This window comes from Sphaerotilus sp. (assembly GCF_013299175.1).
GTDB lineage: Bacteria > Pseudomonadota > Gammaproteobacteria > Burkholderiales > Burkholderiaceae_C > Sphaerotilus.
This window is the reverse complement of record NZ_JAAFKF010000003.1, coordinates 38,958-61,281: the sequence shown is the minus strand read 5'-3', so window position 1 is coordinate 61,281 and position 22,324 is coordinate 38,958. Positions and strand designations below refer to the sequence as shown.

The following is a 22,324-nucleotide window of genomic DNA, read 5'->3' as shown; positions in this document are numbered from 1 at the left end:
TGACCATGATCAAGATCGATGAACTCCGCGAGGGCTTCGGCACGTTCTGGGGCTCGGTGTCCGAGGGCTGGGACCGGCTGCGCCACACCGCGGCAGGCGCACTGACACGGTTCAGGCCCGGCGCGCAGACCGCCCTGCCCGAACGCGCCCAGATCGATGACCCGCTGCACTTCCCCGGCCAGTCGTGGGCCATGCTCGGCAGCGACGTGTTCGAGGACGAGCAGCGGCTGGTCGTGCGCATCGAGGCGCCGGGGATGGAGAAGGACAATTTCGCCATCGAGATCAGCGGTGACACGCTGGTGGTGCGCGGCGAAAAACGCTTCGAGCGCGAGGCGACCGAGGGCCGCTGGCGCGTGCTGCAGTGTGCCTACGGGGCATTCCAGCGCACGGTACCGCTGCCAGCGTCCGTGCGCGGTGACGAGGCGAAGGCCGCCTACCGCAACGGGGTGCTGAAGATCGAGCTGCCGAAGGTGCAGCCGAGCAAGCCGACATCGGTGAACATCAAGGTGGATTGAAGCCCACCCCAGGCGGTCGATGGGCCGGCACGTTGAACGGCGTGATCACTTCGACGTTCGAGCGTGTCGGCATCGACAAGGTGTGCGCAACGCAGTGGGCCTGCATCAGCAGCAAGCAGGCCAAGTGCAGGTCGTGGTGCAGGTCATGGTGCAGCACGGCCGACAGGCGCCTCGCCCGCAACAGCGCCAGGTTGTCGTCGTCCAGGTCATGGCCGATGAACACCCGGCAGGGGCGACCCGCCGCCTCGAACGCCGCCAGGATCGCCGCGTTGGCCCCGCCGACCGAGTACACCGCCGTGATGGTCGGGCAGCACGCCAGCAGTTGACCGACCGCTTCCCGCGTCGGCGCGTGCAGCCCGTGCCCGGTGTCCATGACGTGGGCGCGGCTGGCGGGGCGGGAGCAGCCCAGCGCCTGAATGAAAGCGGCGATGCGCTCCCCCTCGCCCTGGAAATGCGGGCCGCTGGACGAGACCAGCACGTCGGTCGGCACATCCTCCAGCGCCGACGGCCCGAGCCACTGGTCCGTCAGGTAGGCCGCCGTCTGGCCGGCGCGGTGGTTGTCCAGCCCGACATACGCCCGCCGCGGCGCCTCGCGCAGATCGGTCACGAGTGTCACCACCGGAATGCCCCGCGCCTGCAGCCGCGCCACCGCCTCGGTCACGGCGGGCACATCGGGCGCCTTCAGCAGCACGCCCTGGCTGCCGCGCCGACCGATCGTGTCGAGCACCGCGATCAGCTCGGGCAGCGCCATCGTCTCGGCCAGATGCTCGCGGACGCGGAACACCACTGGCGACACCCGCTGCACCGCCACCGCCAGCGTGTCGCGCACCATCCGGGAGAAGCGCGACGGGGCCTCCATCACCAGGTCGATCAGGAAGCGCCGACCCTTCAAGCCCACCTGCTGGTGCTGGCGCTCCAGTTCCAGGCACGCCTGCGCCACGCGCCGCCGCATCGCCGGACTCACCCCCGGTCGGTCGTGCAGGACGCGGTCCACCGAGGCCAGGCCGATCCCGGCCTGCCACGCGATTTCCTTCATCGAAAATGCCTTGGTCATGGCCGGTGAGGATAGTCGCCGAGATGCAGCGGCTGAGGTGTTCTTGAGGTGTTTCGGGCACACCGCGCACCGGTGTCCTTCCTAGACTGGTCAGGTTCACCGACCCACCCCGACAGGAAACACCATGGCCCTGCTCCGCGCCACCGACGCGCACCTCGACGACCTGCTGCGTGTACTGACCCAGCGCACCGATCCGGCCAATTGCCCACTCGCCACGCACCTGCAGGACGATGTGCCGGTGTACGACTGCGACGCGCTGCGTGTGCGGCTGTCGGATGCAGCGGCCCCGGATTTCCGGCAGACCCTCATGGCCGAGTGGGCGCAGGTCTGGGAACACGGCGCGGGCATCGTCGTGCTGCAGGGCGCTTTTGCAGATGCGGGGGTGATCGATGCCGTCACGGCCCGCTTCCAGCAGATCATCGAACGGGAGCGGCTGCGGGGTGCGGTCGGCGACCACTTCGCCCAGGCCGGTGCCAACGACCGGGTGTGGAATGCACTGGAGAAACTCTGTCTGGCCGACCCGGCGCTGTTCGCCCGCTACTACGCCAACGACATGGTGGCGCTGTCCAGCGAGGCGTGGCTCGGCCCGGCCTACCAGATCACCGCGCAGGTCAACAACGTCCGCCCCGGCGGTGCCGCGCAGACCCCGCACCGCGACTACCACCTCGGTTTCTGCACCGCCGCGCAGGCCGAGCGTTACCCCGCGCACGTCCACCGCCTCTCGCCGATGCTGACGCTGCAAGGGGCGGTCGCCCATGTGGACATGCCGCTGGAGAGCGGGCCGACGCTGTACCTGCCGCACTCGCAGAAGTACCGCCACGGCTACCTCGTTGCCGACCGCGAGGATTTCCGCGCCCACTTCGAGCAGCACCGCGTGCAACTGCCGCTGGAAAAGGGCGACGCGGTGTTCTTCAACCCGGCGCTGCTGCACGCCGCCGGCACCAACCGGTCCAGTGACATCCAGCGCATGGCGAACCTGCTGCAGGTCTCGTCGGCCTTCGGGCGGGCCATGGAAACCGTCAACCGCGACCGGATGACGCGGCAGCTCTACCCCGCGCTGCTGGCGATGCGCGCCGACGGCACGTTGTCGGAAGACGAGGCTGACCGCGCCCTGGCCGCCTGCGCCGAGGGCTATGCCTTTCCGACCGACCTGGATCTTGATCCACCGCTGGGTGGGCTGGCACCGGAGAGTCCGCAGGCGGTGACGCGGCGAGCGTTGCGCGAGGGCTGGTCGGCGGAGCGGCTGGAGGCACTGCTGGACACGATGGTGACGCGCCGAGGACGGGACACGGCCTGAACCGGCGCAGTCACGCCAGATCGATCACACCGCGATCGCCGCCGTGTTCTTCACCTCTTCCATCACCACATACGTCCGCGTCTCCCGCACGCCGGGCAGCGTCCAGATCACCGAGCCGATGAACTCGCGGTACGCCGCCATGTCGGCCACGCGGGTCTTGAGCAGGTAATCGAAGCCCCCCGCAACGAGGTGGCACTCCAGGATCTCGGGCCGCACCTGCACCGACGCCCGGAAGGTGTCCATCACGTCCTGCACCGTGCGGTCGAGCAGCACCTCGACGAACACCATCAGCCCCGCGCCGAGCTTGGCCGGATCGAGCCGCGCCTCGTAGCCGAGGATGTAGCCATCGCGGGTGAGGCGGCGCACGCGCTCCAGCACCGCCGTGGGCGAGAGATGCACCGCCTCGGCCAGCTTCAGGTTGGACAGGCGCCCATCCGCCTGGAGCAACGCGAGGATGCGGCGGTCGATCTTGTCAATCTTGTCGATGTCGGTGCTCATGGCTGGACATTATCCAATCGATGGATTTTTGATTGGTGAGTTATTCATCTGCATGGCGCCTAAGCTGGAGGTCTGCGCCACACCACGCCGAGACCTTCACCATGATGACGCCCACTTCTGCTGCCCCATTTTCCGACCGCCTGCCCGCCCCCGTGCGCGACGAAACCGCACAGGTCACCCGCCTGCTGGGCGAGTTGCAGGGCCGGGTGGACTGGTCCGCCGTGATCGCCACCGGCACGCCGTGGGTGGACGCCGTGCGCCGCCAGCCCGCGCCGTTCTGGGCGATGGAGTCGCTGCTGCGCGAGTACCCGATCTCCAGCGCGGAAGGACTGGCGCTGATGCGGCTGGCCGAGGCGCTGCTGCGCGTGCCGGACACCGAGACGGCGCTCGCGCTGACCGCCGACCAGCTTGGTCGCGCTGATTTCTCGGGCCACGCTGCGGATGCATCCGGGCATGGGCATGGGCAGGCCCACCCGGTGCTGTCCGGGCTGGCGTCGCAGGCGATTCACCTGTCCAAGAAGCTGCTGCCCGAGGATGGCGAGAACGCACACGGTGGTGGTCTGCTGCAGCGGCTGGGCGCGAAGACGGTGGTGGCCGCGACGGTGCGGGCGATCCAGTTGCTCGGGCGGCAGTTCGTGCTCGGCCAGTCGATCGGCGAAGCACTGACCCGCGCCGACGCCAACCGCCGCGCCAATCAGCCTGGTGCTGCGCTGATCCGCCACAGCTTCGACATGCTCGGCGAAGGCGCACGCACCGACGCCGACGCGCTGCACTACGGCCGCGCTTACGCCGACGCCATCCGCGCCATCGCCAGCAAGGGTCGCCCGGCGCGGCCGGAGGACGGCGACGGCATCTCGATCAAGCTCTCGGCGCTGGACGCCCGCTACGAGCCGGCGCAGTTCGCCACCGTGATCGGGCGGCTGATGCCGCGGCTGCTCGACCTCGTGAACGCCGCAGCCGAAGCCAACATCAACCTCACCATCGACGCCGAGGAATCCGAGCGGCTGGAGCTGTCGCTGGTCGTGCTCGATCTGCTGGCGGCGCATGTCGCGGCCACCTTCCCGCAGTGGCAAGGGCTCGGCCTGGCGGTGCAGGCGTACCAGACCCGCGCCCCCGAGGTGATCGACGAAGTGACCTCCATCGCCCGCCGCCACGGCCTGCGCTTCATGGTGCGGCTGGTCAAGGGCGCGTACTGGGACGGCGAGATCAAGCGGGCGCAGGAACTCGGTCTCACCGGCTACCCGGTCTGGACCGACAAGCGCCACACCGACCTCAGCTACCTCGCCTGTGCGCAACGCCTGCTGGCCGCGCCCGAGGTCTACCCGCAGTTCGCCACCCACAACGCCAGCACCATCGCCGCGATCCTGGAAATGGCCAAGGCTGCTCATCCGCACGGCACGCCGTTCGAGCTGCAGCGCCTGCACGGCATGGGCGAAGGCATCTACCGCGAGGTGATGCGGCGCCCGGACGCGCCGCCGCTGCGCATCTATGCACCGGTGGGTGAACACCGCGACCTGCTGGCCTACCTCGTGCGGCGGCTGCTGGAGAACGGGGCGAATTCGTCGTTCGTGCATCAGCTTGCCGACGAGGCCGTGACGCCGCAGATGCTGCTGGCCTCGCCGCTGCGGGCGCCGTCGCGCTCGGTGCTGCCGATGCCGCTGCAACTGTTCGGCGCGGCGCGGGCGAATTCGAAAGGCGTCGATCTGGCGGCCGAGCGGGAGCGGCTGCCGCTGCTGGCGGCGCTGGCCGTGCCGATGCCCGCAGCGCCGAACGACACGAGCGTTGAAGGCGCCGCTGCCGCGATGAACGCGCTGCACGCCGCCCAACGCGGCTGGAACGCGACGCCGCTGGCCGAACGCTGCGCCGTCCTGCTACGCGCTGGGGATGCGCTGGAGCGGCGGACGAGCGAATTCGCCGGCCTGCTCGCCCAGGAAGGCGGCAAGACGCTGGGCGACGCCGTGGCCGAGGTCCGCGAGGCAGTGGATTTCTGCCGCTACTACGCGGAGCAGGCCGCCGCCCGGCTCGCGCCGCAGACGCTGCCCGGCCCGACCGGCGAGCGCAACGAGCTGCGGCTGCACGGCCGCGGCGTCTTCGTCTGCATCAGCCCGTGGAACTTCCCGCTGGCGATCTTCGCGGGGCAGGTGGTCGCCGCGCTGGTCGCCGGCAACACGGTGGCCGCCAAACCCGCCGAGCAGACGCCACGGGTTGCCCGGCGGTTTGTCGAGTTGCTGCACGACGCTGGTTTGCCACGCACGGCGCTGACGCTGGTCTGCGGCCCTGGCGAGACGGTGGGCGCGGCGCTGGTGGCGCATCGGCGTTGTGCGGGCGTGTGCTTCACCGGCTCGACGCAGGTGGCCAAGGCAATCAACCGCACGCTGGCACAGAGCGACGGCCCGATCGTGCCGCTGATCGCCGAAACGGGCGGGCTGAACGCGATGCTGGTGGACTCCAGTGCGCTGCCAGAGCAGGTGGTGGACGCTGTCGTGCAGAGCGCGTTTCGGTCGGCCGGTCAGCGGTGTTCGGCGCTGCGGCTGCTGTGCGTGCATGACAGCGTGGCGGACAAGGTGCTGGAGATGGTGGCGGGGGCGATGGCCGAGCTGGTCTGCGGCGATCCGGCGAATGCAGCGGACACGGCGCAGAGCTGGGCGGTCGATGTCGGCCCGGTGATCGACGCCGAGGCGCACGCAGGTCTCACCCGGAACATCGCCCGGCTGGAACGCGAGGCCCGTCTGATCGCCCGCACGCCACTGCCCGAGCGGCTGGCCGGCACGCACATCGCGCCGGTCGCGTTCGAGCTGAAGTCGATCGGCGAGATGCGCGAAGAGCTGTTCGGGCCGGTGCTGCACGTCGTGCGCTGGCGCGGCGCGGTGGATGCGCTGGTGGACGAGGTCAACGCGCTGGGCTACGGCCTGACGCTGGGGGTCCACACGCGCATCGACGACCGGGCCATGCGGATCGCCGAGCGGGCGCGGGTCGGCAATGTCTATGTGAACCGCAACATGGTCGGGGCGGTGGTGGGCGTGCAGCCGTTTGGCGGGGAAGGTTTGTCCGGAACGGGGCCGAAGGCGGGGGGGCCGCACTACCTGTATCGGTTCTGCGGGGAGCAGACGGTGACGGTCAACACGGCGGCGGCGGGGGGAAACGCGACGTTGCTGGCGGGCGGCCTCAACTGACCTCGTCGGCGTCCTGATCCTGGTGCCAGTTCTCGGTGCGCAACCCCGGCACCCGCTCGAACTCACGCAGATTGCGCGTCACCAACGTCAGCCCGCGCGCCCGCGCCTGCCCGGCGATGAGGATGTCGTAGGCGCCGATCGGCGTCCCCTGTGCTGCCAGCCACGCGCGGATGTCACCGGCGTGGCGCGCATCCTCCGTGTCCAGGGTCAGCACCTCGAAGCAGAGCGCATCCACCACTGCCAGATTGCGCTCGCGCCGCTGGCTCTTGAAGGCGCCGAAGTACAGCTCGTGCAGGACGATGGCGCTCACCACCACGTCCGCCGGCGCCTGGGCGTGGAGCCGGCGTGATACTGGGCCGCCCGGCGTGTTGAGCACGGCGATGACCGCGTTGGTGTCGAGCAGGTAGCGCATCAGTCGAACAGTGCATCCAGTTCGGGACGGTCCTGCGCCAGCCGCTGGGCATCGATGGCCTGAATAGCATCCGCGTCCAGCGGGCCGGCCTGCGCCAGCGCGTCCAGCCAAGCCCAGTCGGTGGTCATCGGCTCCAGGATCAAAGCGACACCGTGACGGCGGATGCGAACCTCGGTGCCCTCGATGCGGAAATCCTTGGGCAACCGGACAGCCTGCGAGCGGCCGGACCAGAAGAGTTTGGCAGTGTCCATGCGGAGGCTCCGGAATGTTGAGTGCAAGCACTAAAAATAGGTGGCAAAAAGATATACCAATGACATCGGCGATGCAAGTGGTGCGTTCAGGTGCGTTCAGGTGCGTTCAGCCGAAGCAGCTCGGTAAACTGGTTCGATGACACACCCCACGCCCCCCACCCACCCCACCCTCGCCTTCATCGGCGGCGGCAACATGGCCACCGCCATCATCGGCGGCCTGGTCCGCAGCGGCACCCCCGGCGCCAACCTCATCGTCCTCGACCCGAACGCCGACCAGCGCGCCCGTCTGGCGCGCGACTTCGGCGTCCGCACCCTCGCCGCCGCGGACGCGACGCTGGCCGAAGCCGACGCCGTCGTCTGGGCCGTCAAGCCGCAGAGCTTCAGCGAAGCCGCCGCACCCTGCTCCGCCCACGTCGGCGGCGCGCTGCACCTGTCGGTCATGGCCGGCATCCGCAGCGACGCCATCGCCCGCGCCACCGGCTCCGACCGCGTGGTCCGTTCCATGCCCAACACGCCCGCGCTGATCGGCCAGGGCATCTCGGGCCTCTACGCCCGCCCCGCCGTCACCGCCGCCGAGCGCACGCAGGTCGAGGCGCTGCTGGCCCCGACGGGCGATGTGGTGTGGGTCGAGCGCGAGGTCGATCTGGACGCCGTGACCGCGCTGTCCGGCTCCGGCCCGGCCTACGTGTTCTATTTCATCGAGGCGATGGTGGCCGCCGCCGAGCGCATGGGCCTCACCGCAGAGCAAGGCAAGCAACTCGCGCTCGCCACCTTCAGCGGCGCCACCGAACTCGCCCGCCGCTCCGACGACTCCCCCGCCACGCTGCGCGAGCGCGTCACGTCGAAAGGCGGCACGACCTACGCCGCGCTGACCGCGATGAACAGCGCCGGGATGCAAGACAGCTTCATCACCGCGCTGCAGGCCGCCCAGACGCGGGCGCGTGAACTGGGTGACGAATTCGGCGGCTGAAGCGACCGGGCTGTCCATCCATGCACATCCTGCATGGATGCGGCGAGCGTGCCTGAACGGGCCTGCCTACAGTGGTGCCACCACCACCTCAGAGTCCCCGACATGCATGCACCGCTGTCCTACATCACCCCTTCGGCCCACAGCGCCTGGGGCACCTACCTGCTGCAGGTTGACCGCGTCCTGCCCTACCTCGGGCCGCTCGCCCGCTGGTCGGAAACGCTCAAGCACCCCAAGCGGGCGCTGATCGTCGATGTGCCGATCGAGATGGACGATGGCTCGGTGCGCCACTTCGAGGGCTACCGCGTGCAGCACAACCTCAGCCGCGGCCCCGGCAAGGGCGGCGTGCGCTACCACCCGGATGTGACGCTGGAGGAGGTGATGGCCCTGTCGGCGTGGATGACGGTCAAGAACGCGGCGGTCAACCTGCCGTATGGCGGCGCCAAGGGCGGCATCCGCGTCGATCCCCGGCAGCTCTCGCCCAAGGAGCTGGAGCGCCTGACACGCCGCTACACCAGCGAGATCGGCTTCATCATCGGCCCGCAGCAGGACATCCCGGCCCCCGACGTGGGCACCAACCCGCAGATCATGGCCTGGATGATGGATACCTACTCGATGAACATCGGCGCCACGGCGAGCGGTGTCGTCACCGGCAAACCGATCCACCTCGGCGGCTCGCTGGGGCGGGTCAAGGCGACCGGGCGCGGCGTGTTCGTCACCGGCCGGGAGGCGGCGCGGCGCATCGGCCTGAACCTGGACGGCGCACGCATCGCGGTGCAGGGCTTCGGCAACGTCGGCTCGGCCGCGGCGGAACTCTTCACCAGCGCAGGCGCCAAGGTCGTCGCCGTGCAGGACCACACCGGCACCATCGCCAACGCGGGCGGCATGGACATGGCCGATCTGATGGCGGTCGTGCGGCGCGATGGCGGCGTGGGCGCATTCACCGGCGCCGAGCGGATCGACGACGAAGCCTTCTGGGACACCGACTGCGACATCCTGATCCCCGCGGCACTTGAAGGCCAGATCACCGTCGCCCGCGCCAACCGCCTGAAGGCGAAGCTGGTGCTCGAAGGCGCCAACGGCCCGACGATGTTCGATGCCGACGACGTGCTGACCGATCGCGGCATCCTGGTCGTGCCGGACGTGATCTGCAACGCGGGCGGCGTGACGGTGTCCTACTTCGAGTGGGTGCAGGACTTCTCGTCGTTCTTCTGGACCGAGGACGAAATCAACGTGCGGCTCGACAAGATCATGGTCGAGGCCCTGCGCAAGATCTGGGACATGGCCGACCGGCACCGCATCACGCTGCGCACCGCCACCTTCGCCGTGGCCTGCGAGCGCATCCTGATGGCGCGGCAGGAACGCGGGTTGTATCCCTGAGCCGCTGGCCTCGCTTTTTTCGTCACGCTCCATACCTGCGGTTACTGGACGGCATCCATTGAACAATCTGGCAAAACATGAGAATTCACCCGGACCCTTCAGCACTCGACTTGTCCCGGGAGACCCGCTCATGCAAACGTATCGCCTCGCCACCGCTGCCGCCAGCCTGCTCGTCGCCAGTTCCGTCCACGCCGCAGTCGTGGATGGCATCGACGTTCGCCTCACCACGGCGGCTCCCGTGGTGCAAGGCGATGCCGATGTCGTCGTGCGCGTCACCATCACGAACACCAACGCCGGACCCGTCATCCTGCACCCTTGGCAGTTGCCAGGCGCGCGACAGGACGGGGCACTGTTCGAGATCACCCGCGACGGCGTGCCGGTGCCCTACACCGGGGCGATCGTCAAGCGGGCATCGCCGACCGGACGTGATGCGCTGCGGCTCAATCCCGGCGTCACCCTCACCTACGATGTCGAGCTGACCGCCGCCTACGAGCTGGAGCGGGACGGGCGGTACGACATCACCTACCGCAGCGGCGGCGTGACCGGGGCCTACACCACGCCGGCCCTGCGGTCGGACACGCTGTACGTCTGGCTCCAGGGCCGCACGCCACAACCCTCGGCATCGGCCATGGCCATGGTGCAGGCGGCGGCCGTCACCACCGGCAGCGTCAGCTTCACCGGGAACTGTTCGGCCACCCGCAAGACGACGCTGCAAAGCTCCGTCACCGCGGCGAAGACCTACGCCACCAACGCCGTCACCTACCTCAACAACACCCCATCGACCGCCCGCAAACGCTACGTCAAATGGTTCGGGACACCAGGAGCCGCCAACTGGGGTGTCGTCAAGGCCAATTACACGGCCTTGCAGGCGGCCCTGGAGACCAAACCCCTGGTGCTGGACTGTTCCTGCACCGACGCCGGGGTCTACGCTTACGTCTACCCGTCCCAGCCCTACAAGGTCTACCTCTGCGGTGCGTTCTGGAGCGCCCCGGCGACCGGCACGGACTCGAAGGCGGGCACATTGATCCATGAGATGAGCCACTTCACCGTGGTGGCTGGCACCAGCGACTACGCCTACGGTCAGTCCGCTGCCGCCTCCCTGGCGATCAGCAACCCGGCCAAGGCCATCAAGAATGCCGACAGCCATGAATACTTCGCCGAAAACACGCCCGTCCTGCCATGACGATCGTGGTGACGCCCGTGCCCCTGCACGGTGGCTGGCTGTCGGCTTGATGGCGGCAACCTTGTTCACTTCGCCGCCATCGGCCGCATCGGGTGATCCGCTCGCTGCCTTGCACTGCACGCTGGCGGTCGAGATGGCCGGGGACCGCACGCCGCACCTGCAGGCCACCTTGCACAACACGGGCACGCACGCGGTGCGGCTGCTGCGCTGGGGCACGCCGTTCGAAGGTGCGTGGCGGGCGCCCTTGGTGCAGATCGAGCGCGATGGCCAGCCGCTCGACTACCAGGGTCCGATGGTCAAGCGCCGCGCCCCACAGCCGAGCGACCACCTGACACTCCGGCCGGGCCAGTCGCTGCAGGCATCGCTGCCGCTGTCGCCCGCCTGGACGGTGGACCAGCCCGGACGCTACCGGATCTCGGCCCACTGGGTGTGGCAAGGCCAGGTGCGCGCCGGACCACGCACCGCCACCACACTGCCACCGACCGACGCCCACTGCGCGCCGGTGGAGTTCACCCGTCCCTGAGCAAGCGCGGGTCGAAGCTGAACGGCCGGTCCTCGGTGACACGCATGTGCGTGATCGCAGGGTGCCAGGGATTCAGCAGCAGGTTGCGCTCGCTCTGGATCACCGCCGACGGCACGCTCAGTGCCGCGCTGCGCCGGCTGGCGAGCCAGTCGTTGCCCAGTGCGGCCAGCTCGTCCGGCGCGGGCACGGCGGCCCAGTGCGCGGGCAGCACCGCCACGTCGAGCTGCTCGACCAGCAGATCGTCCGGCAGCTCCAGCGTCAACAGCCGCAGATCCCCCGGCGCGTCGAGCGGATCGACATGGACCAGCACCTCCAGTGCCGCGAGGGCCGCCGAACTCGCCGCGTAGACGATCGGCCGGCCCCGGCGGTGCCAGCGACCACCGGCGTAGAGCCCGCCGATGCCGTCCAGCGCCGTGGCGACAAACGGCTGGCGGCAGATGCGCCAGACCTTCAACTGAAGATGCCGTGGTTCAGGCGCACCAGCACGTCCTCGATCTGGTGCGCGCCGATGTCGGTGTCGAGCAGGTCGAAGGGCACCTCGCCGCCCAGCGCCCGGTTCGGCGCCTTGAGCCAGCGGCGCGCCTTGTCCGCATCGCCCAGCACCTCGGTGGCCAGCTCGACCGCGCGGGTCAGGCGGTAGAGCCGATCGGACTCTTGCGGCGTGAAGCGGTGTTCGGTCTTGCGGCGGGCCAGCGTGCGCAGCGGGATGCCGAGCACCTGCGTCATCTGTTGCGGGGCCATGTCCAGTTGCGTGGCGACCGACTCGAAGACCGAGAACGGCAGCCCCTGGCGCACGGCGTTGCGGGCATCGAGGAGGGTGTTGGCCATTTGGCGATCGTATCACTGCCAAACGGCATTGCTATTGGCGTTGGCGTTGGCATTGCCACCACCTGTGCTCAGGAGGCCACCGAGCCGCTCGGGACTTCTGCGCGCCGCGCAGCCCACCGCTGCGCCGGTTGCACCAGACGCAGCCAGTCCGGCCGGTTGTAGAGGAAGCCCAGCCCGATCCGGTTCGCCAGATGGAAGGTGCCCACCGCGATGCCGATGACCGACACCATCGAAATGGTGGCGACCAGGCTCGGGCTGCGGCCGATCGGCGAGGCTTGCAGCGCCGGCACGATGACGATCATCGGGAGGTAGAAGCCCAGGTAGACCGCGATCGAGTTCTTGCCCAGCGTGTTGAGCCAGCCGGCCCATGGGCGCGACGACACGAGCGCAGCAATCACCACCACCGCGCTGATGCCCATGAAGCCCGCCAGCAGGTTGACCGCCAGGTGCTCCGTCAGCGCCAGCTTGACCAGCACGGTGTTGAGCACAGCCCACACGAGCAGCCCGGCACTGGCAGTGCGGCGGTGTGCGAGGGTCCAGTCGGCCAGGGCGAAGAAGCGCCCGGAGAACACATGGCCAGCGTAGAAGAACAGGAAGAACATCCCGAACCGGTCCACATGGTAGATGCCGGTCTGCAGCGGGAACAGGTGGAGCAGCACCGCCGCCGGCAGCAGGATCCACACCGGCACCGCGCGCAGCAGCCGCGTCGCCACGAAGTAGACCGACAGCATCATGATGAACCACAGCATGCCGAACGGGTCGTAGAGATGGTAGACCAGCGCCTTGACCCCCTCGCCCAGCGAGGCGGGCGTCTCCAGCCCGAGCAGCCACGTCACCGGCACGACGATCAGTGTCCAGAGCACGAAGAAGTACAGGTAGTGGACGACCTTGGTGTCGAGGTAATGCTTCCACGGCCGGTCGATCACCTGCGACAGGAACAGCCCCGAGATCAGGAAGAAGTCGGGCATCCGGAACGGCTTGGCGAACACGACGAAGTAGCCCAGCCAGCCGGCCTGCCCCTTCGCCACATGCCCTTGCATCGTGCCGGCAATCCACATGGCCACCACCGCCACGATGCAGAAACCCTTGGCGAAATCGACCCAGGCATAGCGGCTTCGGGCGTCGGAGAGTCGGGGGGAATGCATGGCGTGTGTCCTGTCTGTGTTGCAGGCCACCAGTCTAGAAGCGCCCTCAGGGGGTTGGCTTCCCCCCATGCACACGCCTTGGGCGGTTTCAATGCGAATCTGAACCGAATCTTTACGGAAATTTCGTGATTTGCGCCCTGGACGCGAAGGAGCCCTCCATATATGAAAAATCTACCCTTCAATCCTCCACATCCTCCACATCCTCCAGGGACTGGGAGACACCGCGCTTGCCCTTGCGCGCCTTGCGTTCCTGTCGGGCCTGCTCGGCAATCTCGGCCTCGGCCGCCCAGACCAGGAACTCGGCGGGCGTCTCCAGGGTGATGCGGCCCAGGATGCCGCTGCGGTAGTCGTGGATGACGGTCTCGGCGGCTTTCTGCAGATTGATCTTGCCGCCGCTCAGTACCGCACCACGCTTGCGCCCGATGGCGGCGAGCAGCTCTTCGTCGTTCAGCGCCTCGGTGTCGGTCAGCTTGTAGCGGGCTTCGACCTGCCCGGCGTAGTCGCGGCGCAGTGTTTCCAGCAGCTCGACGGCGACCAGCTCCTCGTCCAGCGCATTGCGGCCGATCGCGCCGGTGGCGGCGAGGTTGTAGCCGCCCTTCTCGATCGTGATCTTCGGCCAGAGCATGCCGGGGGTGTCGTAGAGGTAGAAGTCGCTCGCCAGGGCGATGCGCTGCTCCAGCTTGGTGATGCCCGGCTCGTCCCCGGTCTTGGCGGCGCGCTTGCCGACCAGGGTGTTGATGAGCGTGGACTTGCCGACGTTGGGAATGCCGCAGATCAGCACGCGCATCGGCTTGGCCATCCCGCCCCGCAGCGGGGCGAGCGTGCGGCAGGCGGCGATCAGGCGCTGCGCAGGGGCGGTGATGCTGGCGTCCAGACCGAGGGCCTGTGTCTCGGGCAGGCTGTTGTAATGCGCCAGCCACAGCTCGGTGCGCGCCGGGTCGGCCAGATCCTGCTTGTTGAGCACCTTCAGCGCCGGCTTGCCTTGCGTGAGTTGCGCCAGCAGCGGGTTGGCGCTGGAGCCGGGCGCGCGGGCGTCGAGCAGCTCGATCACCACGTCGATGCCGTCCTTGACACGCGCGGTGATGGCCTTCTTGGTCAGGTGCATGTGACCGGGAAACCACTGGATGGACATCTGGAAAATCTTTCTGGGTCGAAAACGGGGTGTAGAACAACGGGAGAATACCGGGATGAAAACCTACACCATCGAAGTGCAACGCTACAAGGCGGCCGCCAGCCACCACGGGCTGGTCAACATCAAGCTCGACGCCCTGCTGGTGCCGCGCGCCACGCCGGAGGGCCAGGAACCGGCCCATGTCCTGAGCATGAGCGAGGCGGATGCCCGCTCGCTCATGATGCTGCTCAAGGCGCAGTTCCTGGAGGTGGACAAACGCAAGGCGCGCAGCCAGCGTTGAGCCAGACGACTGCGCGGTGCGTGGTCAGTCGCGGGTCGGCGTGATCTGCTCGGCGTAGTCGTAGAGCGCGCCGAGGATGTCCTGGGCGCGCTCGTCCTCCTCGTGTGCCTGACCGAGGGTGTCGATGCGCTCGAAGAACTGCGCCACCGTCTGCGCGCCGCCCTGTCCGTCCAGCAGCCGGTCGGCGCAGTGCGCTTGCCAGCGGGCGCGCTCGGTGTCGGTCAGGGTCTCGGGGAAGTTGCGCGCCCGGTAGCGCCAGAACAGCTCGTCCAGCCGCGGATCGTCGAACGCGGGGGCGCGGCCGGCGGGCAACTGCTCCGGCTTCAACCCGCGCAGACGCACGAGGCGGCGGCGGTCCTCGTTGTCGAGGAAGCCGCCGTAGAGGTCTTCATCGACATCGGCGGCAGGCGCACCCTCGACCACCGGACGCGCATACACCTCCTGCCAGATCCCGCCCAGCGTGCGCACCTGCGCCGCGGCGGTTTCCGCGTGGCGCAGGCATTGGGCCATGTCGATGCCCCAGTGGGCGGCGCGCTCGGCCGACAGCGTCTTGAGGTTGGCGATCACCACCGGCGACTTGTTGAGGTGGATGGTCTTGATCGGCAGCCGGGTCACGCCTTCGGGCAGCGCGTCCGACCGGGTGAACAGCCGCTCGCGGAGCTGCGCCACGCCCAGGCCCAGCAGCTCGGCGGGATCGTGCGCCAGATCCCAGACGATCAGCTCGTTCTTGTTGGTCGGGTGCGTGGCCAGCGGCCAGACCACCGCCAGACCGCCGCGCTCGGGTGCGTACATGCCGGAGACGTGGAGAAACGGCTGGCCCTGGCGCTGGGCGCGGTCGATCTCGGCGGCCACAGCGTCCTTCTTGCGCAGCGCGAGGCAGAAGTCGAACAGCCGGGGCTGGCGATCGCGGATCAGCCTTGCCAGGGCCAGGGTGGCGCGCACGTCGGACAGCGCGTCGTGCGCCGCCTCGTGGGCGATGCCGTTGGCGGCGGTGAGGTGTTCGAGCTTGAAGGACGGGCGGCCGTCGGGGTGGCGCGGCCAGACGATGCCCTCCGGTCGCAAGGCCCAGGCGCAGCGCACGAGATCGACCAGATCCCAGCGCCCGCAGCCGTTCTGCCACTCGCGCGCGTAGGGGTCGATCAGGTTGCGCCAGAAGAGGTGGCGCGTGACTTCGTCGTCGAAGCGGATGGTGTTGTAGCCCAGGCCGATGGTGCCGGGCTGGCCGAGCTGCTCCTCGATGGCGCGGGCGAAGGCGTGTTCGGGCAGGCCGTGTGCGAGGCAGTGCTGCGGGAGGATGCCCGTCAGGAGACAACTCTCGGGATCGGGCAGGTAGTCCGGCGCGGGCTGGCAGTGGAACATGACCGGCGCGCCGATCTCCTGCAGTTGCGCGTCGGTGCGGATGCCGGCGAACTGGGCGGGGCGGTCCCGGCGCGGCACGCGTCCGAAGGTTTCGTAGTCGTGCCAGAAGTAGGTGAATTCAGCCATGTGCGGCACCTTACCCGAAACCGTTCCAGAAAACGCCGCCGCTCACAGCCCATCGCTGCGGCGCACGAAACTCGCGAAACGCGGCACGCCGTGGCTGGTCTGGCCGCGGAAGCGGTAGACGATGAGCGAGCCGATGGGGGGCGGGGTGCGGCGCTGCTCGTCGGTGAAGCCGGAGCCGACCAGGAAGACGACCCCATCCGCGTTGCGCACCTGCAAGGCCCCGAGTTGCCCCTCGAAGCGGCCTTGCCCGGGCGTGTAGCCGATCACCAGCGCGTCGTCGTCGTGGACGGGTTTGAGCTTGAGCAGCACGGCGCTGCGGCCACCGAGGTTGGGCGCATCGGCGCGGTGCAGCATCAGCCCTTCTCCGCCCGCTTCCAGCACTGCGTGCAACCGCGCCCGCAGCTCGGCACGGTCGGCCACCACCGATTGCTCCACCGCCTGCAGTTGCGGCCACTGCACGCGCGCGACGATGGACTGGATGCGCGCCGCCCGCTCGTCGAAGCGCCCGCCCGCCCGCTGCATCTCGAACACGAGGAACTGGACATCACGCCAGGCGCCCGGCGCGGGGCGGCGCCGACGCACCAGCGCGGACACCTCGTCGAACCGCCCGCGCCCCAGCCACAGCTCGCCGTCCAGCGCCTCGGGCGGCAGCCGGGCCGTGAAATCCTTGGGCGCATCGAGCGTCTGGCCCGTGCGCGTGCGCAGGGTGCGGCCGTCCCACAGTGCCCGCACGCCATCGAATTTCTCGCTGACCAGAAACCCGGTCGGATCGATCTCCGGCTCGGCAATGCGCGCCAGCAGCACACCGGAGTGGCGCCCGACCTGGAGTTGCTGCTCGATCGGCTCGGTTTGCGCCACCGCCTGCCAAACCGCACCGAACCACGCCCCGACTGTCCCAAGCCCCGCCACAAGCAAGCCCCGGCGGCGACGGATTTCACTGATCACTGACATTTCCAAGCCTCTCTGCACCGTTAGAAAGAACAAATTCGCACTTTTTTCATTTTTCCCACCGAGTCACATCATCGAATGAAAACCAGGCGTTCGCGTGTTTCTCGGGAGGGAGGCGATGGGGGAGAGGGAAAACACGCGAGGGAAAACACGAGGTGACAGGGTTTCAGCATTTGCCGCGTTTTGCGCTCAACGGCGCGACTACACTGCGCGGCGATGCTGGAATGCACCCCCCAACGTCCAGCCCCCCGAAGCCCTAACCGAAGGTAAGAGAAGCGATGAAAGTCACCGTCATTGGCACCGGCTACGTTGGACTGGTGACAGGCGCATGCCTGTCAGAGATGGGCAACCATGTGGTGTGCCTGGACGTGGATCCGGCCAAGATCAAGATCCTGAACGACGGCGGCATCCCGATCCACGAGCCGGGCCTGCTCGATGTCGTGCGCCGCAACGTGGCCGCCGGACGGCTGGAGTTCACCACCGACATCGAACGCTCGGTCGCGCACGGCACCATCCAGTTCATCGCGGTCGGCACGCCCCCGGACGAGGACGGCTCGGCCGACCTGCAGTACGTCACCGCCGCCGCGCGCAACATCGGCCGCACGATGACCGACTTCAAGGTGATCGTGGACAAGAGCACCGTCCCCGTGGGCACGGGCGACAAGGTGCGCGCAGCGGTGGCCGACGAACTGGGCAAGCGTGGTCTGTCGGGCATGGAATTCGCGGTCTGCTCGAACCCGGAATTCCTGAAGGAAGGTGCGGCTGTCGCCGACTTCATGCGCCCGGACCGCGTGGTGGTGGGTGCCGAGGACGAGCGGGCGATCCTGCTGATGCGGGCGCTCTACCAGCCGTTCGTGCGCAACCGCGATCGGCTGCTGGTCATGGACGTGAAGAGCGCGGAGTTCACCAAGTACGCCGCCAACGCGATGCTGGCCACGCGGATCAGCTTCATGAACGAGCTGTCGCGCCTGGCCGAGAAGGTGGGCGCCGACATCGAGCTGGTGCGCGTGGGCATCGGCAGCGATCCGCGCATCGGCACGCATTTCCTCTATGCGGGCGCGGGCTACGGTGGCTCCTGCTTCCCGAAGGACGTGAAGGCACTCGCCATGACCTCGGCCGAGATGGGCATTCCCTCGAAGATGCTCAAGGCGGTCGAGGAAGTCAACGAGGAGCAGAAGCTGGTCCTCGTCCACAAGGTGGTCGCGCAGTACGGGGAAGACCTCACGGGCAAGACCTTCGCGGTGTGGGGCCTGGCGTTCAAGCCGAACACGGACGACATGCGCGAGGCACCGAGCCGGGTGATCATCGCCGAGCTGCTCCGGCGTGGTGCGAAGGTGCAGGCGTATGACCCGGTGTCCGCCGCGGAAGCCCAGCGCGTGATGACGGGCTGGGAAGGTCTGAGCTACGCCGAGGGCCAGCAGCAGGCACTGGCCGGCGCGCACGCGCTGCTGATCGTCACCGAGTGGAAGGAGTTCCGCACGCCGGACTTCGAATGCATCCGCGACAGCCTCCACGACAAGGTTGTCTTCGACGGGCGCAACCTGTACGAGCCGGAGCTGATCCGAAGCTTCGGGCTGACCTACCACTCGATCGGTCGCCCTTGATCTGATCCACCCACCGGACAGCACACCGGACAAGACAACGGGCGCCGAAGCGCCCGTTGTCGTTGCAGCGGCAGGTGCCGCAGACGTTCAATTCAGCTCAGCGCAGCATCGCCTGTCCGAAGCAACTGTACGTCGTGGCGTTGTAGGGCGAGGTCAGTCCGGCGGCACTCGCCGAGGTGACGCTGCGCTCGCTCCAGGTCACGCCACAGCCGACATCGACATTGCGCAGCACGGCGTACTGCACGTTCAGCCCCAGGCTGCTGGTACTGTCGCTCGCCGAGGCGGGCAGCACACCCGTACCGATGGTCAGCGCGTTGTCCAGCGAGCGGCGAGCGTGCGAGAGGCTGCCGCTCATGGCGATCTTGGAGGTGACTTCCCACTGGGTCGTCAGCGAGAGGGTCGTGCCGATCGTGCTGTTGGACGAGGCGATGTTGAGCGCGCCTGTCGTGAAGTCGTAGCTGCCGTTGCTGGTGTCGCGCGACAGGTTCAGGCTGGTCGAGAGCTTGCCGGCGGGCTTCCAGTTCCAGCCCAGTGCGCCGGTCCAGTTGGTCAGATTGCGGTCGGCGGCGGACTGGTGTTCACGGGTCAGGCTGACACGGCCATTGAACACGCTGGCACCACCAGGGCTGACGATGGCCGAGAAGTCGAGGTCATTGCGGCGCACGTCGTTGTTGGCGTTCGGGTAGCCGACGTTGGCGTGACGCAGACCGGCGCGCAGTGTCAGGCCGCTGGCCGGCGTCACACGGGCACCCGCATTCAACGACATCTGGTTGGTGTTGTTGCGCGCATAGAGGGCTTCCGAATAGCTCGCACGCGACACCGCCGCACCCGCATCGAAGCTCCACATCGTGACCTGACCCAGGTTGGCCTGCACGTTGGCGCTGTTGACCTTCAACAGGTTGCGCAGCCCGGTGGCCAGGGCCGCGGCATCACTGGGCATGCTCTCGCGCGAGGAAAATCCCACATTGCCCGACAGGCGATCAACGGTGTCCCAGTCGAGCCGGGTGTCGAGCGCGTAGTCGGTGTTGTTGAGAGCGGTCAGGCTGCTGTAGCGGTTCGCGTTGGCGCTGAAACTGGCCGTCAGGCGCTGGCGGCTGATGGGCTGGTCGATGCCGAGCCGGATGCCGGTCGAGGAGACCGTGTCGGACTTCGCCTGCGCATCGGCCGTCAGGAACACGTTGCTGCTGTGCGTGAAACGCTGCGACGCACCGAGGTAGTACGGGCTGGTTTCAGCCTGGGCAGTGCCCGCAGCGAGGCAGGCCGCGCCCACCAGGGTCAGCGCCAGCGGGCGCAGGGCATGGGGTCGGATCAAGGGGAGTGTCGTCTTGTGCATAGTCCTGCCTGCGGGATGGATGAAAAAGTGCGGGAGCGCGGAGACTCCGGATCCTAATCCACCCGTGCGGCCAACTGCTCTCCCACCACAGTCTCACCGCGGCATCCGTTGACTTGTACCCAACCGGCACGGGCCTTCACGCCACAGGACAGACCCGCTGCGGCGCCCAGGTGGACAACCAGCGGATCAGCTCCTCCGGCGCCATCGCCCGCGCAAACAGGTTGCCCTGCATCTGGTCGCACCCCAGGCGCAGCAGCACATCGCGCTGCAGCGGCGTCTCCACCCCTTCCGCCACCACCTTCAACCCCAGCGAACCGGCCAGCGCGATGACGGCCGTGACCACCGCCGCGCTCTGGTTCGTCACGCCCAGATCGCGCACGAAGGACCGGTCGATCTTCAGCTCGCTGATGGGCAACTGGGTCAGGTAGGCCAGCGAGGAGTAGCCGGTGCCGAAGTCGTCGATGGCAATCTCCACGCCGATCTGGGTCAGGCGGTGCAGGTCGGGGATGACACGGTCCAGGTTCTGCATCAGGCCGGTCTCGGTGATCTCCAGCTCCAGCGCGCGCGGCGCCAGACCATGGCGCTCGGCAGCACTGCGCACCAGATCGACCAGATCCGACCGTTCGAACGCCCGGCTCGGCAGGTTCACGGCCACGCTCAGCTCCACGCCATGCACATCCCGCCACACGCCGATCTGGCGCGCCACCTCGCCGATGGCCCATTCGCTCATCGGCACGATCAGGCCCGTCTCCTCGGCCAGCGGGATGAACTCGCCCGGCTGCACCAGCACGCCATCGCGCCGCCAGCGCATCAGCGCCTCGACGGCCACCACGGTGGACGAGCCGACACGCACCTTGGGCTGGTAGTGCAGCACCAGCTCCTTGCGCTCGATGGCCTTGTGCAGCGCGCTCTCCAGCTCCAGCCGCTCGCGGCCCTGGCCCGCCAGATGCGGCCGGTAGACCTGCAGCGCGTTGCGCCCGGCGGCCTTGGCGGCGTACATGGCCACGTCGGCGTTGCGCAGCAGATCGACCACGCTCACCCCGTCCCGCGGAAACAGTCCCACGCCGACGCTGGCGGTGACGAAATACTCCCGCCCCCCCAGCACCACCGGCTCGCGCATGGCCTCCAGCACCCGCTGGGCCACCTGCACGGCGCTGCCCTCGCCGTCCACCTCGGGCAACAGCGCCACGAATTCGTCGCCACCGAGCCGGCCGACCGCCTCCAGGGAGCGGTGCGAGCGCAGCATGGCCGCGTCGAGGCTCATGTCGGCAATCTGGTCGCAGTGGTGGACGCAGGTGCGCAGGCGGCGGCTGATCTCCACCAGCAGCTCGTCGCCCTGCCCGTGGCCCAGCGTGTCGTTGATGTTCTTGAAACGGTCCAGGTCGATGAGCAGCAGCGCCAGCCCGTGGCCCATGCGGCGCGCCTGCTCCAGCGCCCGCTCGGCGCGCCAGATGAGCTGGCGCCGGTTGGGCAGCCCGGTGAGCGCGTCGAAGTTGGCCAGGTGGCGGATCTTGTCCTCGATGAGCCGGCGCTCGGTCACGTCCTGGAGGATCCCGGTGTAGCCGCACAGGTCGCCCTGGTCGTCGAATTCGGGTTCGGCCTCGACGTGGACGATGCGCTCGCGGCCATCGGGCAGGCGCAGGGTCATGTCGCTGTCGAGCACCGTGCTGTGCCGCACGACATCGCGCAGCAGCGGGGCCATCACCCGGCGCGCACCCGGCACCAGCAAATGCATCACCTCCGACACCGACAGCGGCGCCCGCGGCCCGTGGCCGATCACCCGCAGCGCCTCGGGTTCCAGATGCAGACCGCCGCCGAGGCGCCAGTCGAAGCTGCCCATGCGCGCCAGATCCTGGGCGCGGGCCAGCTTGGCGCGGCTGCGCAGCAGCTCCATCTGGATGTGCGAGGTCCGCAGGAGGTAGCGCAGCCGCCCGGCCAGCAGGCTCCAGTGGTGCGACTTGACGAAGAAGTCGGTGGCCCCGGCATCGAAGGCGCGCTCGATCGACGCCTCGTCGTCCAGCCCCGTCAGCATCAGCACCGGCATCAGCTCGAACCCTGGCAGGTCGCGCAGCGCCTCGCAGGTGCGAAACCCGTCCATGCCGGGCATGACCGCGTCCAGCACCATGACATCGGGAGACCAATCCGCCAACAGGTGCAGCGCCGCCCGTCCTCCGGTGGCCTCGTACACCGTGAAGCCACGCTCGCGCAGCGCCGCACCGGTCAGCAGCAGGTTCACCTCGTCGTCATCGACGAGCAGGATGCGCGGCTGCCGCGCGGCGCCAGGCGCCATGGCGGGATGTTCTGGGTTCACTCGCG

The 22,324-nt window shown here is 68.5% G+C and carries 21 protein-coding genes; 9 read left to right on the top strand and 12 right to left on the bottom strand.

The genetic code is table 11. The features are described from left to right. The first annotated feature begins 5 nt into the window (after window positions 1-5). Window positions 6-515 (top strand): Hsp20/alpha crystallin family protein, encoded by a 510-nt coding sequence (locus QZW52_RS01265; protein WP_293994259.1) that lies wholly within the window; start codon window positions 6-8, stop codon window positions 513-515. On the opposite strand, the gene QZW52_RS01260 is transcribed toward QZW52_RS01265, so the two are convergent. Beyond that, on the bottom strand, window positions 502-1,569 hold the full coding sequence (locus QZW52_RS01260; protein ID WP_293994257.1) for a LacI family DNA-binding transcriptional regulator: 1,068 nt from the start codon (window positions 1,567-1,569) through the stop codon (window positions 502-504). The two genes, QZW52_RS01265 and QZW52_RS01260, sit on opposite strands and share 14 nt — an antisense overlap. Window positions 1,570-1,693: 124 nt before the next feature. Here QZW52_RS01260 and QZW52_RS01255 point away from each other — a divergent pair, with 124 nt between their 5' ends. Continuing rightward, on the top strand, window positions 1,694-2,866 hold the full coding sequence (locus QZW52_RS01255; RefSeq protein WP_293994256.1) for a phytanoyl-CoA dioxygenase family protein: 1,173 nt from the start codon (window positions 1,694-1,696) through the stop codon (window positions 2,864-2,866). Between the two features lie 24 nt (window positions 2,867-2,890). Here QZW52_RS01255 and QZW52_RS01250 read toward each other — a convergent pair whose 3' ends face one another. Then, window positions 2,891-3,364, bottom strand: coding sequence for an Lrp/AsnC ligand binding domain-containing protein (locus QZW52_RS01250; RefSeq protein WP_293994255.1), 474 nt, complete (start codon window positions 3,362-3,364; stop codon window positions 2,891-2,893). A gap of 101 nt (window positions 3,365-3,465) precedes the next feature. Between QZW52_RS01250 and QZW52_RS01245 the strand changes: the two genes are divergently transcribed. Further along, entirely contained in the window at window positions 3,466-6,537 is a 3,072-nt protein-coding gene (locus QZW52_RS01245; RefSeq protein ID WP_293994254.1) for an L-glutamate gamma-semialdehyde dehydrogenase, read from the top strand. On the opposite strand, the gene QZW52_RS01240 is transcribed toward QZW52_RS01245, so the two are convergent. Continuing rightward, on the bottom strand, window positions 6,530-6,949 hold the full coding sequence (locus QZW52_RS01240) for a type II toxin-antitoxin system VapC family toxin (RefSeq protein WP_293994252.1): 420 nt from the start codon (window positions 6,947-6,949) through the stop codon (window positions 6,530-6,532). The two genes, QZW52_RS01245 and QZW52_RS01240, sit on opposite strands and share 8 nt — an antisense overlap. Further along, entirely contained in the window at window positions 6,949-7,200 is a 252-nt protein-coding gene (locus tag QZW52_RS01235; RefSeq protein WP_293994249.1) for an antitoxin, read from the bottom strand. The genes QZW52_RS01240 and QZW52_RS01235 overlap by 1 nt, the downstream gene beginning before the upstream one ends. A gap of 136 nt (window positions 7,201-7,336) precedes the next feature. On the opposite strand from QZW52_RS01235, the gene proC reads away from it, so the two are divergent. The 4 genes from proC (at window position 7,337) to QZW52_RS01215 (ending at window position 11,253) form a co-directional block, all read left to right on the top strand. Then, a complete protein-coding gene (proC, locus tag QZW52_RS01230) occupies window positions 7,337-8,170 on the top strand; it encodes a pyrroline-5-carboxylate reductase (RefSeq protein WP_293994247.1) in 834 nt (277 codons plus the stop codon). Between the two features lie 102 nt (window positions 8,171-8,272). After that, on the top strand, window positions 8,273-9,547 hold the full coding sequence (locus QZW52_RS01225) for a Glu/Leu/Phe/Val family dehydrogenase (protein ID WP_293994245.1): 1,275 nt from the start codon (window positions 8,273-8,275) through the stop codon (window positions 9,545-9,547). 130 nt (window positions 9,548-9,677) lie between these two features. Beyond that, a complete protein-coding gene (locus QZW52_RS01220) occupies window positions 9,678-10,730 on the top strand; it encodes a M35 family metalloendopeptidase (RefSeq protein ID WP_293994243.1) in 1,053 nt (350 codons plus the stop codon). A 49-nt stretch (window positions 10,731-10,779) separates the two neighbouring features. Next, window positions 10,780-11,253, top strand: a complete 474-nt coding sequence (locus QZW52_RS01215) for a hypothetical protein (protein WP_293994241.1) — start codon at window positions 10,780-10,782, stop codon at window positions 11,251-11,253. On the opposite strand, the gene QZW52_RS01210 is transcribed toward QZW52_RS01215, so the two are convergent. The 4 genes from QZW52_RS01210 to ylqF all read right to left on the bottom strand — a co-directional run bounded on the left by QZW52_RS01210 (window position 11,240) and on the right by ylqF (window position 14,358). Further along, window positions 11,240-11,707 carry an RES family NAD+ phosphorylase gene (locus tag QZW52_RS01210; RefSeq protein WP_293994240.1) on the bottom strand — a complete coding sequence of 156 codons (468 nt, stop codon included), beginning with the start codon at window positions 11,705-11,707 and terminating at the stop codon, window positions 11,240-11,242. The two genes, QZW52_RS01215 and QZW52_RS01210, sit on opposite strands and share 14 nt — an antisense overlap. Further along, on the bottom strand, window positions 11,704-12,081 hold the full coding sequence (gene parS / locus QZW52_RS01205; RefSeq protein ID WP_293994238.1) for a type II RES/Xre toxin-antitoxin system antitoxin: 378 nt from the start codon (window positions 12,079-12,081) through the stop codon (window positions 11,704-11,706). The genes QZW52_RS01210 and parS overlap by 4 nt, the downstream gene beginning before the upstream one ends. A 68-nt stretch (window positions 12,082-12,149) precedes the next feature. Beyond that, window positions 12,150-13,226: an acyltransferase family protein gene (locus tag QZW52_RS01200; RefSeq protein WP_293994236.1), complete on the bottom strand. Its 1,077-nt coding sequence runs from the start codon at window positions 13,224-13,226 to the stop codon at window positions 12,150-12,152. 178 nt (window positions 13,227-13,404) lie between these two features. After that, window positions 13,405-14,358 carry a ribosome biogenesis GTPase YlqF gene (ylqF, locus tag QZW52_RS01195; RefSeq protein ID WP_293994234.1) on the bottom strand — a complete coding sequence of 318 codons (954 nt, stop codon included), beginning with the start codon at window positions 14,356-14,358 and terminating at the stop codon, window positions 13,405-13,407. 55 nt (window positions 14,359-14,413) lie between these two features. On the opposite strand from ylqF, the gene QZW52_RS01190 reads away from it, so the two are divergent. Next, window positions 14,414-14,638 carry a hypothetical protein gene (locus tag QZW52_RS01190; protein ID WP_293994232.1) on the top strand — a complete coding sequence of 75 codons (225 nt, stop codon included), beginning with the start codon at window positions 14,414-14,416 and terminating at the stop codon, window positions 14,636-14,638. 24 nt (window positions 14,639-14,662) lie between these two features. Here the strand turns inward: QZW52_RS01190 and sbcB are convergent, their stop codons facing one another. Both sbcB and QZW52_RS01180 read right to left on the bottom strand, forming a co-directional pair. Then, window positions 14,663-16,123 (bottom strand): exodeoxyribonuclease I, encoded by a 1,461-nt coding sequence (sbcB, locus tag QZW52_RS01185; RefSeq protein WP_293994230.1) that lies wholly within the window; start codon window positions 16,121-16,123, stop codon window positions 14,663-14,665. A 42-nt stretch (window positions 16,124-16,165) separates the two neighbouring features. Next, window positions 16,166-17,068 (bottom strand): DNA ligase, encoded by a 903-nt coding sequence (locus QZW52_RS01180; protein ID WP_293994228.1) that lies wholly within the window; start codon window positions 17,066-17,068, stop codon window positions 16,166-16,168. 281 nt (window positions 17,069-17,349) lie between these two features. Between QZW52_RS01180 and QZW52_RS01175 the strand changes: the two genes are divergently transcribed. Further along, complete coding sequence (locus tag QZW52_RS01175; RefSeq protein ID WP_293994226.1) at window positions 17,350-18,675, top strand: UDP-glucose dehydrogenase family protein; 1,326 nt, start codon at window positions 17,350-17,352, stop codon at window positions 18,673-18,675. Between the two features lie 97 nt (window positions 18,676-18,772). Here QZW52_RS01175 and QZW52_RS01170 read toward each other — a convergent pair whose 3' ends face one another. Both QZW52_RS01170 and QZW52_RS01165 read right to left on the bottom strand, forming a co-directional pair. Continuing rightward, window positions 18,773-19,987, bottom strand: coding sequence for a hypothetical protein (locus QZW52_RS01170; RefSeq protein WP_293994224.1), 1,215 nt, complete (start codon window positions 19,985-19,987; stop codon window positions 18,773-18,775). Window positions 19,988-20,144: 157 nt separating this feature from the next. Then, window positions 20,145-22,298: a putative bifunctional diguanylate cyclase/phosphodiesterase gene (locus QZW52_RS01165; RefSeq protein ID WP_293994222.1), complete on the bottom strand. Its 2,154-nt coding sequence runs from the start codon at window positions 22,296-22,298 to the stop codon at window positions 20,145-20,147. Window positions 22,299-22,324 lie beyond the last annotated feature (26 nt).